We start from the raw sequence: 16478 nt of genomic DNA on the forward strand, positions 1-16478 counted from the left end.
GGTAATCGACCACACCCGGTCGTTCCGATGTGGCCGCAGGAATGTCGGCCTACGCCGTAACCGGTCACTCGATCGTTTGACAGCTACCAAGTGGGGAGATTTGGTCGGCACCCTCGCCATCTATATGGTTCACCGATTGTCCAGTGAGGGTGTGGCGGACGCGCCGTTCCAACCTCATGCGCAGACACGGACTTTGGGAGCCGAGGCCATATCGATCGGCAAGTCGAACCATTCTGAACTCAAATCAGCCGTTTCTGCATGGGCATGGGTCACGTCACCCACCAGCAGCAACGCGGGGTCCCTGTCACCGACCGCTGCCATCAGCAAAGCCAGGCTATCCAGGCGGCCATGGATAAGTCGCTCGTGGGGCGATGAGACGTTGACCGCGATCAGGATCGGTGTACTCGGCTTCAACCCGTTGACGATGAGCTGTTCTGCGATATGCGGTGCGGCGGCACGGCCCATATAAATCGCCAGTGTCTGCTCTCCGGCAATGGCTGACCACTCGATGTCATTTTGCCCATTTCCGCAGCCCTGCGCCGTGATGAAGGTCAGCGCCCTTGTGCTGCCGCGTCTGGTCAGTGAGAATACGCCCGAAGCTGCCGCTGCGCTGGCGGCGGTGATTCCGGGGCACACCTGTACACGAATACCCTTGGCGTGCAGCGCATCGACCTCTTCGGTCATCCGCCCGAACACCGCAGGATCGCCACCCTTCAGGCGCACCACGCGGTGTCCGTTTTGCGCGGATTTCACCAGCAGGCTGTTGATCGCGCCCTGGGCCATCGAGTGCCGCCCTGCCCTTTTGCCCACAGGCACCTGCATCACATAGCTGGGAATCAGATCGAGGATCGCCTGACTCACCAGTGCATCGTGGAACACGATTGAGGCCATGGCCAGCAACCGTTCGGCTTTGCGGGTCAGCAGATCGGGATCGCCCGGGCCTGCGCCCACCAGCCAGACATCGCCGGAGCCAAAACTGATGTCAGCCATGGGCTGCCTCCTTATGTTGCATGATCAAACGCTGGATTGCGGGTTTGCATGAGCCGCAGTTGGTGCCTGCAGACAGCGCTGCCCCGACCGCCTCGGTCGTCATCAACTGCTGGTTGGCGATGGCCTTGGTCAGCGTGATCGTGCCAATGTCGAAGCAGCTGCACACAATTGCGCCGCGATCCGGCGCGGGTGTGGCGGAGCGCCCGGCGAGCAGTTCGGTCGCGCTGGCTTCAGAGCCTCCAAGCTGGGCAATCAACCATTCGCGCCTGGGAAGCCGCTTCTGCGGTCCGATATACAGAGCTGCCACGACCATGCCGTCGCGCAGGATGGCAAACCGGTGCTGGCCGTGCGCGCTGTCATGGCTTTCGATGCGCTCACCGCGCGGAAGAACCCGCTTGGCGAACGTCAGCGGATCGCCATCGCCTGCCAGCTCGACCAGCCACCCGGCCTTGGTTCGTATTTTGGTGGCATAGCTGGCTGGCAGTGTATCAGGCAGCACCGACGCGATCAGGAACCCGTGCCAATCGGCGGCGAATGGAATAATGCGTGCCGGTGCGTTTTTGAAGCCGGGCTGGCCCGAATGCGGATCGGTGAGCGCACGCGCAAGCGCCCCGGTGCGTCCGCCGGTGGACTGTTGATCGGTCCAGTGGATGGGGACGAACAGCTCGCCGCGTCGCTGGCCCTCGCTGATGCTGACCCGGTAGATGCTGCTGCCTTGCGGTGTCGCCACCAAAGCGAGGCCGCCATCGGACAAACCCTGCGCCAGCGCATCTTCCGCGTGGATTTCGACCAGCGGTTCCTGCCGGTGCTGGCCAAGCCGCGCGCTCAGGCCGGTGCGGGTCATGGTATGCCACTGGTCGCGGTAGCGCCCGGTGTTGAGCGTCAAAGGCCAGTCCTTGAGCGGTTCGCCAAGCTCCCTCTGCGCAACCGGCACCAAGCGCGCCTTGCCGTCGGGTGTCGAGAAGCGCCCATCGGCGAAGGCATCGCCGCCCCAACGCCAGGGTTGCATGGCGTCATAGCCGGGGTTGGAGATCGCGGCATGGCAGCCGATGTCGAACAGCCTGCTACCGCCATTCTGGTAGGTCGATAGCCGCGCGTGCTCGCGGTAGATGTCGGCAGGCCGGTCATAGGCAAAGGCTTCGCGCCAGCCCATCGCGCGCGCGACCTCCTTGATGATCCACCAGTCTGGCCGTGCCTCGCCCGCAGGAGGCAGGAACGCGCGCTGGCGGCTGATCACCCGTTCAGAGTTGGTGACCGTGCCATCCTTCTCGCCCCATCCGGTCGCGGGCAGCTTCACATGCGCAAAAGCGCTGGTGTCCGTATCGGCGATGCAATCGGAGACGACCACGAACGGGCATGCTGCCAATGCTTCGCGCACGCTTCCTGCATCGGGGAGCGATACAGCTGGGTTGGTGGCCATCACCCACAGCGCCTTGATGCGGCCCTCACCTATCGAACGGAACAGATCGACCGCTTTCAGGCCAGGTTTTGCCGCTATCGCTGGCGAGGCCCAGAAGCGGCGGAGGCGGTCGCGATTCTCAGGCGCAAAGTCCATGTGCGCCGCCAGCGTCGTCGCCAGTCCTCCGACCTCGCGCCCGCCCATCGCATTGGGCTGGCCGGTGATCGAAAACGGCGCCGCGCCCGGCTTGCCGATGCGGCCTGTCGCCAGATGCAGGTTCAGGATAGCGTTGACCTGATCGGTGCCGCGGATCGACTGGTTGATGCCCTGGCTGAACATCGTGACGGTGCGGGGGTGCGCGGCGAACAGGTCGAAGAACGCCTGCACATCTGCCGGGGCAAGATCGCAAGCGCGCGCGACCGACCAAAGGTCGTGGTCATGCTCAAGGCTTTCCCAGAAGCCTTCGGGCACAAAAACACTTCGATCGATGTAATCGCGATCAAGCAAGCCCTCGCGCATCGCAAATGCCAACAGTCCGTTCATAAGCGCAACATCGCTGCCGGGGCGCAACGCCAGGTGCAGATCGGCATCCGCGCAGGTTTCTGTGCGGCGCGGATCGATGACCACCAGCTTGGTGCCGCGTGCCGCCCGCGCTGCCATGATCCGCTGATAGACCACCGGATGGCACCAGGCGGTGTTCGATCCGACCAGCACGATCAGGTCCGCAGCGTCCAGATCGTCATAGCTGGCAGGCACGACATCTTCACCAAAGGCGCGCATGTGCCCGGCGACCGCGCTCGACATGCACAGCCGCGAATTGGTGTCGATATTGGCCGATCCGATAAAGCCCTTCATCAGCTTGTTGGCGACGTAATAGTCCTCGGTCAGAAGCTGGCCTGATACATAGAATGCGACGCTATCCGGGCCGTATTGCTCGATCGTGCGGCGGAACTGGCGCGCCACATGCGCTATGGCCTTGTCCCAGCTCGCGCGTTTCCCACCGATCTCCGGGTGGAGCAGACGGCCTTCGTAACTGAGCGTCTCGCCCAGATGGGTGCCTTTGGAGCACAGCCGTCCGGCGTTTGCGGGATGTTCTGGATCACCCACAATCGCTGCGCTCTGGCCATCGGCAGCAGGCGTGGCGATGACGCCGCAACCGACGCCGCAATAGGCACAGGTTGTGCGCGTTGCGTTCACGCCGCCAACCGCAGCGCAGCGGCCCGCTCGATCATGATACGCCCGCTGTGAACCTCCACCGGGATCGTTGGCGTGCAGCCTTTGTCTGTTCCCTGCGCCTCACCAGTGACCAGACTGATCACCCAGCTGTGCAGCGGACACGTCACGCTGTCGCCATGGACAATGCCCTGGCTCAGCGGGCCGTTTTTGTGCGGACAGCGGTTGATCAGCGCGTAGATCTGGCCAGAGCCGGTGCGGAAGACCGCAATTTCCTCGCCGCCCGCCACCTTGATGGCGCGCGAACCGCGCAATGGCACCTCTTCTACTGCGCCAACATCAATCCATTGCGGCATCATGGTGCAACCCCTTCCAATTGTGTGATGGGTCGGAACTCGGCCATCGGACGGTGCAGGTTGCGGTCCTGACCGGCGGCACGCTCTGCCCATGGATCGTCTTGGCTGAACGATTGGGCCACCCAGAAGCGCGCGGCCAGCGCATCGCGCCCAGCGATGTCATCGATCAGCAGCGCGCGCAGCCAGTCCATCCCCATCCGCTCGATCCACGGCGCGGTGCGCTCCAGATAGCGGGCATGTTCGCGGTAGAGCTGGACGAAAGCGGCGGCCATGTGGATCGCCTCGTCCTCGGTCGCCACCTTGCAGAGCAGATCGGTGCCGCGCAGGTGGATACCGCCATTGCCGCCCACATGCAGTTCATAACCGCTGTCGACGCAGATCACGCCGAAGTCCTTGATCGTCGCCTCGGCGCAATTGCGCGGGCAGCCGCTGACCGCCATCTTGAACTTGTGCGGCATCCAGCTGCCCCAGAACTTGCGTTCCAGCTTGACGCCCAACCCGGTGGAATCCTGCGTGCCGAAACGGCACCACTCGCTGCCGACGCATGTTTTCACGGTGCGCAGCGCCTTGCCATAGGCATGGCCGGAGACCATTCCCGCGGCGTTGAGATCTGCCCAGACGGCGGGCAGATCCTCCTTCTTGATGCCGAAAATGTCGAGCCGTTGTCCGCCGGTCACCTTGACCATCGGCGCGTCGTATTTCTCAACGACATCGGCAATGGCGCGCAACTCTTTCGGGTTGGTGAGCCCGCCCCACATGCGAGGCACCACCGAATAGGTACCGTCCTTCTGGATATTGGCGTGCATCCGTTCGTTGACGAAGCGGCTCTGCTGGTCGTCGACATATTCGCCGGGCCACGCACACAGCAGGTAATAATTGAGTGCCGGGCGGCAGGACGCGCAGCCATCGGGCGTGGACCAATGCAGTTCCTGCATCACCTGCGGGATGTGGCGAAAGCCACGCTCGACGATCAGCGCGCGCACTTCGTCATGGGTGAAGGTGGTGCATTTGCACATCGGCTTGGCGGTACGTTCGCCCGCGTATTCGTCACCCAGGCTGATTGCGAGCAGCGTCTCGACCAGCCCGGTGCAAGATCCGCAACTCGCCGATGCCTTGCAGGTGGCGCGCACGGCATCAAGCGTGCCTGCACCGTCTGCTATGCATGCTGCGACCTGACCCTTGCTGACGCCGTTGCAGCCGCACACTTCCGCATCATCGGGAAGCGCCGCAACGGCGGCCTTAGGGTCCGCTTGCCCCCCTCCAGAGGCAAAGGCTTGGCCAAAAATCAGCGCATCGCGGATCTCGGTTACGTCTTCGGATCGCTTGAGCAGATCGAAATACCAGTTGCCGTCGGCGGTATCGCCATAGAGCACCGCGCCTACCAAGCGGTCGTCTTTCACGACCACACGCTTGTAGACCCCGCGCGCGGCATCGCGCAGCACGATGTCTTCCGCGCCATCGCCGCCGGCAAAATCGCCGGCAGAAAACACGTCGATGCCGGAGACCTTGAGCTTGGTCGCGGTGACCGATCCTTCGTAGCTGCTGCGCTTGCCGGTCAGCCCATCGGCGAGCGCACGGCACATCTCCCAGATCGGTGCGACCAGGCCGTAGACCTGTCCGCGATGCTCGACGCATTCGCCGACCGCGAGGATTGCCGGGTCGCTGGTCACCATCTGGTCATCGACCAATATCGCGCGATGAACGGCGAGCCCTGCCTCTTTTGCAAGCCTCACATTCGGACGGATGCCCGCCGCCATCACTACCAGGCTGGCCGGAATGGTGCGCCCGTCGGTCAGACGCACGCCCTCGACCTTGCCCTCTCCAAAGATTTCCGCTGTGTTCGCGCCTGTCAGGATGGTCTGACCGCGACCCTCCAACGCCGCTTGCAGCAGCCAGCCCGCCGCTTCGTCCAGCTGACGCTCCATCAGCGTATCCATCAGGTGAATGACGGTGACCTGCATGCCCCGCAAGGCAAGCCCATGAGCTGCCTCCAGGCCAAGCAGGCCACCGCCGATCACCACGGCATCCCCCCCCAGGGCGGCCGTGTGAACCATCATGTCGACGTCCGCCATGTCGCGGAACGAGACGACGCCGGGCAGATCCTTGCCCGGCACGGGAATGATAAACGGATCCGATCCGGTGGCGATCAGCAGCCGGTCATATTGCGCGACCCGGCCCGATTGCGCGGTGACCGTCTGCGTGTCGCGGTCGATCGCGATGACGGGGTCGCTGACCACCAGATCGATGCCATGGTCGGCATACCAGCTGCGGTCGTTGATCACGATCTCGTCGAAGGTCTTCTCGCCTGCCAGCAGCGGCGAGAGCATGATACGGTTGTAGTTCACATGCGGCTCGGCACCGAAAATGGTGATGCGGAAACGGTGCGGATCGCGCGCCAGCACCTCTTCCACCGCGCGGCAACCGGCCATGCCGTTGCCGATAACGACCAGATGTTCGCGGTCCATGCGTGTCTCTCCTGTCACAGCAGATAATCCATTTGCAGCCACAGCCTGCGGGTGTCGGTGCCAAACTGTTTGGCGCGGTAGTCGGCATATTTGACCAGCAGACCGATGTTTTTGGACAGCTTGAAGGTCGCTTGCGCATTCCATTCATCGCCATAATCCTGGCTCAGCCGGTCGCTGTCGAAACGGTGATAGATGACCGACAGGTTCACCGGTCCGCGCGATGTCGGCAGCGCATAGCCAAGCCCGGCATAGGCATCGCGCAGGCCGTTGGCGGGTGTGGTCAGGAACAGGTCGGCCCAGCCGTTGAACTTGTGCGCGGTGGCCAATGGCGTCTGAAAGCTGGTGAACGGCAGGCCCGACGATGCGCCGAGAACCTCGTATCCCCCTGTCAGCGTAAAGCCATGCGCGGCCAGTTGCGCCTCACCCAGCCAGTAATCGGCCGAATAGGAGTTGGCGTTCCCCTTGTAGTCGCTCTGCCGGGCGTAGCTGGCGATGATGCCGAGCTTCAGCTTGGGCGACAGCGCGAACGACGCGTTGGCGCGCGCGCCATAGGTCTGGCTGGAAAACTGCCGTCGTCCCGACTGGTCCTGATCGACCAGATAGGCAAAGCCCTTGATCGCGACCGGTCCCGCCTTGCCGCCCAATTGGGCCAGCAGGTTGTCACCGCCGATGGATTGCAGCGGGCTGTCGATGCCAAAGATGCTGCGCACCGACCAGCTGTAGGTGATATCGGCGGTGAGCGGGCCGAGTGCTGAACTTTCCAGCCGCACCGCATCATAGGTCTGCTCGTTCTGTCGCCACAACACCGTGCCGACAAAGCGCTGGTCGTCGAGGTTGATGCGCTGGCGGCCCAGCGTCACCACCGTTTTGGGCAGACCGCGATACTGGACCTGCAGACGATTCAGCTCGATCGTTTCCGGATCGGCCACCACCGGAAATGCGGTGCGGCCATTGACCGTGCTGTTATAATCGCCGTTGATCGCCAGCGTTGCCTCGGCCTCGGCGAGCACCGACCACGGCCCGCTCTTCGCCTCAAGGCCGCTGCGCATCCTGAACGTCAGTGCATCGGCCTGTTCGGCCTTGCCCTGCTGATCCACACCCTCATAGCGCAGCCGGGCATCGATCAACGGCGTGAGCTTGAGCGGTTCAGCCAGCGCCGGACTGGCGGCCGAGGCGGCGGCAACCGCCCCGGCGAGGATCCCTGCTAGCCGCGCGGTCATATGCGTGCACCTTCGAGCGCGGTCGGCCACGTGGCGCGCCAGCGGGTCTTGACGCTGACCAGGCTGGCAAAGGCCACCAGTGCTAGCCCGGCGAAGATCAGGAAGCCCCATTGCGGGCTGCCGGTCAGCTGCTTGGCCAGACCCAGCGACGAGGCGAGGTAGAAGCCGCCGACGCCGCCGGCAAAGCCGACCAGTCCGGTCATCACGCCGATCTCGTCCTTGAACCGCTGCGGCACCAGCTGGAAAACAGCTCCATTGCCTGCCCCCAGTGCCAGCATCGCGCAGACGAACAGGCCGAGTGCCAGACCTACGGTCGAAGGGCCGAAGCTAATCGCGATCAGCACCGCAGCAGCAATCAGATACACCGCCATCAGCGTCTTGGTCCCGCCGATGCGGTCGGCGAGCGCACCGCCCATCGGACGGACGAGCGAACCGGCAAACACGCACGCTGCCGTGCAATAGCCTGCCACCACCGGGGTCAGCGCGAACTGGTCGACGAAGTAGATCGAAAGCGACGCGGCAAGGCCAACGAAGCCGCCGAAGGTGACGCCGTAGAACAGCATGAACCACCATGCATCGGCTTTCTTCAATGGCTCAAGATAGGCGAAGATCGACTTGGGTGCGGGCGGATTCGGCGCATCCTTGGCCAGCACCATGTAGATGACGAAGGTGATCGCCAGCGGGATGCAGGCAAGGCCCAGCACCGCGTTCCAGCCGAACGCCTTGGCCAGCAGCGGCGCAAACAACGCGGCCAGCACCGTGCCCGAATTGCCCATGCCCGCAATCCCCAGTGCAGTCCCCTGATGCTCGGCGGGGTACCAGCGGCTCGCCAGCGGCAACGCGACGGCAAAGCTGGCACCCGCAAAGCCGAGTATCACGCCCAGTGCCACGGTACCGCCAAAGCTGCTGACCCCCAGCATCCAGGCCGTCGCCAGTCCGCCGATGACGATCAGCTGGCCGATGGCGCCGGTGGACTTGGGGCCGATCTTGTCGACCAGCACGCCGTTGACCAACCGCAGCACCGCGCCTGCCAGCGTTGGTATGGCGACCATCAGGCCCTTCTGGGCGTCGTTCAACCCCAGATCGGTGGCGATCATCGGGGCGAGTGGACCGAGCAGCACCCAGACCATGAACGCCAGATCGAAATATAAGAATGCCGCAAACAGCGTCGGGCGGTGTCCCGCCGACCAGAAACCCTTGTTCATGATAAACCCCTTGGATGGTGCCGCGCGGAAGACCCGTCCGGCTGGTGGAACCGAGCGCATACGCCTGGGCTATTTGGCCGAGGCGCAGGGGGGAGCACGCGGTGATGATGGAGAAGCGGCGAGACAATGCTCGCGAAGGCAACGACAGGCCAGCTGACGATGGCCGCGCCCGAGAGCTGGACAATTTTGTCTGTCAATCTGGCGGAATGAACCGTCAAAGCCATGCTCCTTTCAGACACGAAAAAAGCCGCCTCGAAGCGCGGTCATAAGGACCGGTTCGGGCGGCGTCATTGCCATGCTTCGGATGAACCGAAGCGGCCAGTTCAGCCCTTCATTGGACCGACCTGGTTATGATAGACCACGCGTCATTGCCTGATCTTGTTATAAGTTGTCAGCGAATCGACTATAGCGCAAGCGAATTTTTGTGCGTTGCAGCATTTGCAATTGTACAGGCTAGAATGCTCATATCATGGGCTTTGTGCGCTGGTGCTCCAGGTAGTCCATCGCCCGGTCTGGATCGAACTGCACGCGATCGAAGAATTGGTCTTCACCCAGAATCAGTCTGCCCGTCTGGCTGGAAGCACCACGCGGCACGCTGTTGGCACCTTCCACCTTGGCACTGGCGCCGGGCAGTATCGCATCAGTCCCAGCAAGCGCGGACCTGTAGATGTCAGGACGGAACACCTGCGCTGCTCCGGCAAAACCCGCCTCGCTCGCTTCGGCATGGCCCCAGCGGGCCATCTGCGAATACAGCCACATGGCCTGACTGCGCCAGGGGAAGTTGGCGGCCTCGCGATGCTGAAACATGAAGTCGGGATAATGAATGGCATCGGCCCCCTGCGTGAGCCGGATCCGGTCCGTGGTCGCCCGCAAGATCGTTTCGCGGGGTGCGTCCAGATATTCAGACCGCGACAATATGGCCGCATTTGCCTCTGTATTGGCAGGCTGGACGAAATGTGCAGCCGCTCTGTGCAGCGCTCGCACCAGCCGCTCGGTTGCGTCGGTGTCGGCCTGCGGACCATCGATCCGCACCGCCAGCACTTTTTCCACACCGCGCCGCCATATCTGCGCGGTGGCCAGCATGATCCGCCCGACACCGCGATCCACCGCGATGCTGTTCCACGGTTCGCCAACGCAGATGCCGTCAACATCGCCGCAGGCCAGTGCATCGGCGGCGAAGGGCGGGCTGGTGACGGTGATCTCGACATCGCGGTCAGGCTGAATACCTACGCCAGCCAGCCAGTAGCGCAGCATATAGTTGTGGCTGGAATAGCGATGGACCACCCCGAAACGCAGCGGCTTGCCGATGGCGACACGGCGTTCCGCCTCCTGCTTCAACCTTGCGCCGATCTCGAATGGCTCACCCAGCGTGTTGTCCAGCGAAAGGGCATCGGCCAGCGCCGTTGATACAGTAAGTGCGTTGCCATTGAGACCGAGCACGAACGGCACCGCGAGCGGCACAGCCGGTCTGTCGCAGCCCAATGCGGTGGCTATGGCCAGCGGTGCAACCATGTGTGCCGCATCCGTCTGCCCATACATCAGACGGTCGCGTACCGCCGCCCAGGTGATGTCGCGGACCAGTTGCAGGTCCAACCCTTCCTCCTCGGCAAAGCCCAGTTCATGCGCCAGGACAGGCAGCGCCGCATCGACCAGCGGCAGGAAGCCGATCCTCATGAGGCTGTTGCTCACGGCATATCTCCCATCAGGGCTTCGCTGGTCACGATCGCCTCGGCGACCTCGGCAATGCGGCGGTTGGATCGCATCGCATGGTTGCGCAGCAGGGCATAAGCAGCAGGCTCGTCCAGCCCCTTGCGCTTCATCAGGATCGCCTTGGCGCGATCGATTGCCTGCCGGTCTGCAAGCGCGGTCCGTGCTTCCGCCAACTCGGCCTGCAGCCGTGAAAATGCTTGAAAGCGGCGAATGGCGAGGTCCAGCACCGGCTTGATGCGCTGTTTGGCCAGGCCATCGACAACATAGGCCGATACGCCCGCATCCACCGCTGCACTTGTCGACTCGGCATCGCTCTGGTCCACGAACATCGCGATCGGCCGCGCAAGGGCACGTGACATCGCGAAAAAATCCTCCAGCATATCCCGGCTTGGGTTCTCAAGATTGATCAGCACGACTTCGGGTGCAGCACGCTCGATCTGCGCGGCCAGTCCTGCTGCATGGTCGATGATCACCAGATCGGTGAGGCCAGCCTCGCGCAAGCCGTCCGAGATGATCGCTGCGCGCGTGGTGCTGGTGTCGATGATCGCGATGCGCATGATAATGGCTAGTAGCGGCCAATGTCCGATGGCAGCAAGCTTTCGCGTACAGCTGTGGGGTTTTTGGTAATATCCGCGAGGCTATAGCGATCGAGATGCCTGAAAAATGCCTCAAGCGCGCCGGCCAAGGCATTACGCAGTTGGCATGCTGGCGTAATCACGCAGGTATTGGTCGAAGGGTCGAAACACTCCACAAAGCTGCCTGTTTCTTCCATCGTCCGCACGACTCCGCCGACATTGATCTGGTCCGCGGCCTGCGCCAGCCGAAGGCCACCGGATCGGCCTCGCACTGCCTCAAGAAAGCCTTCTGCCACCAGGCGTTGCGCCACCTTCATCAGGTGATTCTTGGAAATGCCATAGGCGCGAGCGATCTCGCCGATCGACCTGTGGCCATCATGGACAGCCAAATACATCAAGGTGCGTAGGGCGTAATCGGAGTGGAACGACAATCTCATTAAACATGCATATGTTATATTGCTATTCGGTTCCAGCCGGATTAAACCATGCAAATGATATGCATCTTATCCGACTCAGCGCGATGACCGCGACAGCCCATGCCGAGCGCATGCGTGCCGACAAGCGCGCGCAGGCCGCCGAGGTCGGTATCGACGACTCCCTGATCGGCGAGTTGGTCGATCGCTTTTATGCCCGCATCCAGGCCGACGAGCTGCTGGGGCCGATCTTTGCGCAGCATATTGCCGACTGGTCGCAGCATCTGCTGCGGATGAAGCAATTCTGGGCGTCGATCATGATCGAACCGGGCCGTTTCAGTGGCAGTCCGATGCAGAAGCATATTGCGCTGGGCATTCTGACCGAGACCCATTTCGACCGCTGGCTGGCGCTGTGGGATGAGACCGTTGCGCTGAACGTTGCGAGCCCTGCAGCGGCTGAAAGATTTCGCAATTCGGCGCACCGGATTGCCGACAGCCTGCTGACCGGGGTTCTGACGCAGCGCGGCGGACTGGCAGCCTTGCGCACCCGGGCTCCAACGCCTGCACCCCTGGAGACAAAGCCATGACGCTCACCCCCTATGCATCCTCGCCCGTGTTCGACGAGCAGTCGCTGCCCGATGCGCTGCGCAACGACCATCGCACCAAGGACGGGACCTGGGGGCTTTTGCGGGTGATTGAAGGCGAGGTGCGGCTGATCTTCACCGATCCGCGTCGCGAGGTGCTGGTCACGCCGGACGCGCCCGCACCGATTGCGCCGCTGGCGACGCATTACGTGGTCCCGCTGGGCAAGATGTCGATGCAGGTCGAGTTCTACCGGACAGAGCCGGTGCTCAACGATGCCACGGCGCCCGAGCCGTCCGGTGGATGACTTCGCAATCGCTCGCGTCGTCCATGTCGTGGCGGTGCTGTTCTGGATCGGCGGCGTCGGCTTTGTCACATGGGTGGTGATGCCCGCCATCCGGCACAGCGAAAGCGCTGCCGACCGGCTGGGCAAATTCCACGCAATCGAGGGGCGCTTTGCCGGGCAGGCAAAGATCTGGGTCCTGCTCGCAGGCGCCAGCGGCTTTTGGATGGTGCACCGCGCCGAGATGTGGAGCCGCTTTGCCGATCCGGGCTTCTGGTGGATGCACGCGATGGTTGCGCTCTGGGCAGTGTTCACGCTGATGCTGTTCGTCATCGAACCAGTATTCCTGCACCGCCGCCTTGCAACCTCGCAGACCCCGCAGGCCGATTTCGAGCGGATGGAGCGCGTCCATCACGTCCTGATCGCGCTGGCTTTGATCACGCTGGCGGGCGCCGTCGGCGGCAGCCACGGCCTGTTCTGACACGCGGCTTCGACATCAAATACCCACAAGGAGGACATAAATGAGCAGAATATTGAGCGCCGAGACCAAGGCCATCGTCAATTCGACCGCGCCTGCGCTGCAGCAGCATGGCGTCGCGATCACCCAGCGGATGTACGAACGCCTGTTCGTCGATCCTGCGGTCAAGGCGATGTTCGATGAAGCCGCGCAGGAAAGTGGCGAACAGCCGCGCCGTCTCGCCGCCGCCATTCTCGCTTATGCGCAGAACATCGACAAGCTAGAAGCCTTGACCGCGCCGGTGATGCGCATGGCGGCGCGGCATGTCGAGACAGGCGTCAAGCCCGAGCATTACCCAATGGTTGCCGATGCCCTGCTGCCCGCGATCCGCGACATTCTGGGCGATGCAGCAACCGACGAGGTCCTGTCGGCCTGGGGCGAGGCCTATTGGGCGCTGGCCGAAATCCTGATCGGCAAGGAAGCGGCGCTTTACGCACAAGGACCAAGCGATTGAAACCGTAGGCAGCCTGTTGAACTGGCAGGTACTCTTTGCCTAGAACCCCCATGAATCCTTGCTCAGACACCCTTGACGCCCATGCACCGTTGTGGGAGCAGACACGCATCGGGATTGAAGCAACCTCCCGATCAGGCTGTTCAGGCCCAAGCGTTGCCTCTGGTCTGCCTCGTGATGCGGGGCGGCAATATGGGGACCGTGTGGCAGTGAACGAAACAACTGAAATTCCTGATTTCCGCCAGCTCGTGCGCGTCTTCGCGCGCATTGGATGTCTGAGCTTTGGCGGCCCTGCCGGGCAGATCGCGCTTATGCATGGCGAGATCGTCGAGAAGCACAAATGGGTCGATGAAGAGCAGTATCTTCACGCGCTCAATTTCTGCCATCTTTTGCCCGGCCCCGAGGCGCAGCAGCTTGCCACATGGATCGGATGGCGACTGCACGGATTGAAGGGCGGGCTTGCGGCCGGATTGCTGTTCGTGGCCCCTGGCGCTTTGGTCATGCTGGCGCTGTCTTCGCTCTATGCGCTGGCGGCCAACCTCGACTGGTTTGCAGCGCTGTTTCTGGGGATCAAGGCTGCGGTGCTCGCGATTGTTGTGCAAGCGCTGATCCGCATCGGTGGCCGCGCGCTCAACACGCGGTTCAAACAGGCGCTGGCGGTTGCGGCCTTCCTGGCGCTGTTCCTGTTCAACCTGCCGTTCCCGCTGGTGGTGCTGGGTGCAGGAGCGATCGGCATGATCGTTGCGGCCTATCGTCCCGACTGGCTGGCGCTGAAACCGGCATCAGGCACAGATGCCTCACCTCGGCCGTCGTTCGCCGTCATGTCGCGCACGGTGCTGCTATGGCTCGCAATCTGGGCGGTGCCGATGGTGCTGGTGCTGATCATCCTCGGTCAGGACCATGTGTTGTGGGATGTCGGCCTATTCTTCTCGCAGCTGGCGATCGTCACCTTTGGCGGCGCTTATGCCGTGCTCGCCTATATGGCGCAGGAGGCTGTGCAGACCTACGGCTGGTTGCAGGCTGGCGAGATGGCCGACGGGCTGGGCCTTGCCGAGACGACGCCGGGTCCTCTGATCCTGGTAACGCAACATGTCGGGTTCCTCGCCGCGTTCCGGTCACCGGAGCCGTTCTCGCCGATCGTCGCGGGTATCATCGGGGCTGGCCTCACCACCTGGGTAACGTTCGCGCCGTGCTTCCTGTGGATCTTCACCTTCGCGCCTTGGATCGAACGGTTGCAGCACGCGACACGCCTCAAGGGTGGCCTTGCCGCGCTGACAGCAGCTGTGGTCGGCGTGATCGCCAACCTCTCGGTCTGGTTTGCGCTGCACGTGCTGTTCGCTCGCGTGACCATAGCGGACTTCGGACCGATGCAGCTCAACCTGCCCAACTGGGCGTCATTCGACTGGCGTGCAGGCGTGCTGTCCGTGCTGGCTGCTGTCATATTGTTTGCGCTGAAGTGGAGCATCTTTCGCATGCTCGCCGTTCTTGCCGTAGCCGGCCTCGCTCTGGGTAGTTTTTGATCAAGGAGAATAAAACATGACCGAAGTTGACCGCCGCAGCGCTATGGGCATCGTAGGTGTTGGAATAGCGGCAGCCGCCGCAGGTGCACCCGCATCAGCGCAAACGCCCACCCTTTCGCCTGCCTTCGCGGGCAACCACAAGCCCGTACCGCTGGGGTTCGATCCCGCCAAGCTCACTGGCCTCTCCGAAAAGCTCATCCGCTCGCACTACGACAACAACTACATCGGATCGGTGCGCACGCTGAACATGATCGAGGGTCGTTTAGCGGCAGCGCTGGCGGACAAGGACCTTCCCGCAATCGTCTATGGCGGGCTCAAACGTGAGGAACTGCACCGCACCGGGTCGGTCATCCTGCACGAGCTGTATTTCGGTGCGCTTGGCGGCGATGGCGCGGCGGCGGGAGAAGTGCAGAAGGCTATCGCAGCGGCCTTCGGATCGTTCGCGGCGTGGGATACGGAGTTCAGGCAAACCGCGATGTCGCTGGCTGGCGGTTCAGGGTGGTGCGTCCTGGCGTGGAATATCCACACCGACAGTCTGCACAATTACTGGGCCTGGGATCACATGCACCAGCCGGTCGCCAGCGTGCCGCTGATCGCGCTCGACATGTATGAACACGCCTATCACATAGATTACGGCACAGCGGCCGCGAAATATGTTGATGCGTTCATGGCCAACCTGAATTGGGAGGAGATCGATCGCAGGTACCACCGCATGGCGCGGCAAGCTTAACCAGTTCTGCTTGTCGATCGCCTTTCGAATTGCCGAGCAGGTCATCCGAACGCGGATGGTCGGCTTCTGGTAAAATCGGTCGGTTGGCATGCCGCTGGGATACGGCGGCTCTGTCCCAAATGCCGCAGAACCAGCTCCCCGTCAGAGACGAGGAGCTGATAGGTCAAATTTCGGTATTTTCAGCGAGGGCCAGTGCGTCTTCCACGTCGATCCCAAGGTAGCGTACTGTGTTCTCGATCTTGCTGTGGCCGAGAAGGATCTGGACAGCGCGCAGGTTGCCTGTTGCCCGATAAATTATTGACGCCTTCGTTCGCCTAAGCGAATGGGTGCCATACTCGCTTCGCATCAGGCCGACCGCCGTAACCCAATCATCCACAAGCCGGGCATACTGGCGCGTGCTGAGATGCTCAGCATGATTGACGCGGCTCGGAAAGACAAAGTCGTCGACCGTACCGCCTCGGCGTTCGAGCCATGTCAGCAAACTCGCTCGTGCGTCCGCAAGCAATTCGAACTGAACCGGGCGACTTGTTTTCTGCTGCATCACGATTGCGCGCGTCCGGATCTGTCCTCCGCTGACAATGTCTCCAATTTTCATCCGCACCAAGTCGCAGCCGCGAAGCTTGCTATCGATCGCGAGATCGAACAGCGCGCGATCCCGCAGACGACGGTTCTGGTTGAGGTAGAACCGGATCTGCCATATTTGCTTTGGCTTCAGTGCACGCTTTGCGCCGACGGTTCTTCCCGCATTCCAGGCCTGACGCTTGGTTGCAACGATTTCAGATTCAGTCATTTCCATGTTCGTTCTCCTATTGCCAGATTGGCGCTTTGAAGAACGGTTCGCAGACTCGCGGATGTGAATCACTTCAAGCTGATCGATTACAGAGTAAGT

16 protein-coding genes are annotated in these 16478 nt (G+C 62.5%); 6 read left to right on the forward strand and 10 right to left on the reverse strand.

Annotation, left to right across the window (positions count from 1 at the left end; genetic code table 11):
• Positions 1-174 precede the first annotated feature (174 nt).
• The 9 genes from cobA to D618_RS0110140 form a co-directional block, all read right to left on the reverse strand.
• Positions 175-990: a uroporphyrinogen-III C-methyltransferase gene (gene cobA, locus D618_RS0110100; protein ID WP_017671395.1), complete on the reverse strand. Its 816-nt coding sequence runs from the start codon at positions 988-990 to the stop codon at positions 175-177.
• Positions 983-3586 (reverse strand): nitrate reductase, encoded by a 2604-nt coding sequence (locus D618_RS0110105; RefSeq protein ID WP_017671396.1) that lies wholly within the window; start codon positions 3584-3586, stop codon positions 983-985. The genes cobA and D618_RS0110105 overlap by 8 nt, the downstream gene beginning before the upstream one ends.
• Positions 3583-3921, reverse strand: a complete 339-nt coding sequence (gene nirD, locus D618_RS0110110) for a nitrite reductase small subunit NirD (RefSeq protein WP_017671397.1) — start codon at positions 3919-3921, stop codon at positions 3583-3585. The genes D618_RS0110105 and nirD overlap by 4 nt, the downstream gene beginning before the upstream one ends.
• Positions 3918-6383 carry a nitrite reductase large subunit NirB gene (nirB, locus tag D618_RS0110115; protein ID WP_017671398.1) on the reverse strand — a complete coding sequence of 822 codons (2466 nt, stop codon included), beginning with the start codon at positions 6381-6383 and terminating at the stop codon, positions 3918-3920. Before nirB ends, nirD begins: the two co-directional genes overlap by 4 nt.
• A gap of 14 nt (positions 6384-6397) precedes the next feature.
• On the reverse strand, positions 6398-7603 hold the full coding sequence (locus tag D618_RS0110120; protein WP_017671399.1) for a porin: 1206 nt from the start codon (positions 7601-7603) through the stop codon (positions 6398-6400).
• On the reverse strand, positions 7600-8808 hold the full coding sequence (locus D618_RS0110125; RefSeq protein WP_017671400.1) for a nitrate/nitrite transporter: 1209 nt from the start codon (positions 8806-8808) through the stop codon (positions 7600-7602). The genes D618_RS0110120 and D618_RS0110125 overlap by 4 nt, the downstream gene beginning before the upstream one ends.
• 462 nt (positions 8809-9270) lie before the next feature.
• On the reverse strand, positions 9271-10482 hold the full coding sequence (locus D618_RS0110130; RefSeq protein ID WP_040370547.1) for a CmpA/NrtA family ABC transporter substrate-binding protein: 1212 nt from the start codon (positions 10480-10482) through the stop codon (positions 9271-9273).
• 11 nt (positions 10483-10493) lie between these two features.
• A complete protein-coding gene (locus tag D618_RS0110135) occupies positions 10494-11075 on the reverse strand; it encodes an ANTAR domain-containing protein (protein WP_017671402.1) in 582 nt (193 codons plus the stop codon).
• Positions 11076-11083: 8 nt separating this feature from the next.
• The gene (locus tag D618_RS0110140) at positions 11084-11530 is read right to left on the reverse strand and encodes an Rrf2 family transcriptional regulator (protein ID WP_040370389.1); all 447 of its coding nucleotides are present in this window, start codon (positions 11528-11530) and stop codon (positions 11084-11086) included.
• 83 nt (positions 11531-11613) lie between these two features.
• Between D618_RS0110140 and D618_RS18185 the strand changes: the two genes are divergently transcribed.
• The 6 genes from D618_RS18185 (at position 11614) to D618_RS0110170 (ending at position 15589) form a co-directional block, all read left to right on the forward strand.
• On the forward strand, positions 11614-12093 hold the full coding sequence (locus D618_RS18185; protein ID WP_017671404.1) for a group III truncated hemoglobin: 480 nt from the start codon (positions 11614-11616) through the stop codon (positions 12091-12093).
• Entirely contained in the window at positions 12090-12395 is a 306-nt protein-coding gene (locus tag D618_RS0110150; protein WP_017671405.1) for a DUF1971 domain-containing protein, read from the forward strand. Before D618_RS18185 ends, D618_RS0110150 begins: the two co-directional genes overlap by 4 nt.
• Complete coding sequence (locus D618_RS0110155) at positions 12388-12852, forward strand: hypothetical protein (RefSeq protein WP_017671406.1); 465 nt, start codon at positions 12388-12390, stop codon at positions 12850-12852. Before D618_RS0110150 ends, D618_RS0110155 begins: the two co-directional genes overlap by 8 nt.
• A 40-nt stretch (positions 12853-12892) precedes the next feature.
• Positions 12893-13342: a globin domain-containing protein gene (locus tag D618_RS0110160; protein ID WP_026091521.1), complete on the forward strand. Its 450-nt coding sequence runs from the start codon at positions 12893-12895 to the stop codon at positions 13340-13342.
• A gap of 206 nt (positions 13343-13548) precedes the next feature.
• The gene (chrA, locus tag D618_RS0110165) at positions 13549-14859 is read left to right on the forward strand and encodes a chromate efflux transporter (protein ID WP_017671408.1); all 1311 of its coding nucleotides are present in this window, start codon (positions 13549-13551) and stop codon (positions 14857-14859) included.
• A 16-nt stretch (positions 14860-14875) separates the two neighbouring features.
• Positions 14876-15589, forward strand: a complete 714-nt coding sequence (locus D618_RS0110170; protein WP_017671409.1) for a Fe-Mn family superoxide dismutase — start codon at positions 14876-14878, stop codon at positions 15587-15589.
• Between the two features lie 163 nt (positions 15590-15752).
• Here D618_RS0110170 and D618_RS0110175 read toward each other — a convergent pair whose 3' ends face one another.
• A complete protein-coding gene (locus D618_RS0110175; protein WP_017671410.1) occupies positions 15753-16385 on the reverse strand; it encodes a tyrosine-type recombinase/integrase in 633 nt (210 codons plus the stop codon).
• Positions 16386-16478 lie beyond the last annotated feature (93 nt).

Origin of the sequence: Blastomonas sp. AAP53, from assembly GCF_000331245.1 — a bacterium.
Lineage (GTDB): Bacteria > Pseudomonadota > Alphaproteobacteria > Sphingomonadales > Sphingomonadaceae > Blastomonas.

Coding starts and splice junctions, on each gene's coding strand:
- cobA (WP_017671395.1), bottom strand. CDS start 990: ATGGCTGACATCAGTTTTGGCTCCGGCGATGTCTGGCTGGTGGGCGCA.
- nirD (WP_017671397.1), bottom strand. CDS start 3,921: ATGATGCCGCAATGGATTGATGTTGGCGCAGTAGAAGAGGTGCCATTG.
- nirB (WP_017671398.1), bottom strand. CDS start 6,383: ATGGACCGCGAACATCTGGTCGTTATCGGCAACGGCATGGCCGGTTGC.
- D618_RS0110120 (WP_017671399.1), bottom strand. CDS start 7,603: ATGACCGCGCGGCTAGCAGGGATCCTCGCCGGGGCGGTTGCCGCCGCC.
- D618_RS0110125 (WP_017671400.1), bottom strand. CDS start 8,808: ATGAACAAGGGTTTCTGGTCGGCGGGACACCGCCCGACGCTGTTTGCG.
- D618_RS0110130 (WP_040370547.1), bottom strand. CDS start 10,482: ATGAGGATCGGCTTCCTGCCGCTGGTCGATGCGGCGCTGCCTGTCCTG.
- D618_RS0110135 (WP_017671402.1), bottom strand. CDS start 11,075: ATGCGCATCGCGATCATCGACACCAGCACCACGCGCGCAGCGATCATC.
- D618_RS0110140 (WP_040370389.1), bottom strand. CDS start 11,530: ATGAGATTGTCGTTCCACTCCGATTACGCCCTACGCACCTTGATGTAT.
- D618_RS18185 (WP_017671404.1), top strand. CDS start 11,614: ATGACCGCGACAGCCCATGCCGAGCGCATGCGTGCCGACAAGCGCGCG.
- D618_RS0110150 (WP_017671405.1), top strand. CDS start 12,090: ATGACGCTCACCCCCTATGCATCCTCGCCCGTGTTCGACGAGCAGTCG.
- D618_RS0110160 (WP_026091521.1), top strand. CDS start 12,893: ATGAGCAGAATATTGAGCGCCGAGACCAAGGCCATCGTCAATTCGACC.
- D618_RS0110170 (WP_017671409.1), top strand. CDS start 14,876: ATGACCGAAGTTGACCGCCGCAGCGCTATGGGCATCGTAGGTGTTGGA.
- D618_RS0110175 (WP_017671410.1), bottom strand. CDS start 16,385: ATGGAAATGACTGAATCTGAAATCGTTGCAACCAAGCGTCAGGCCTGG.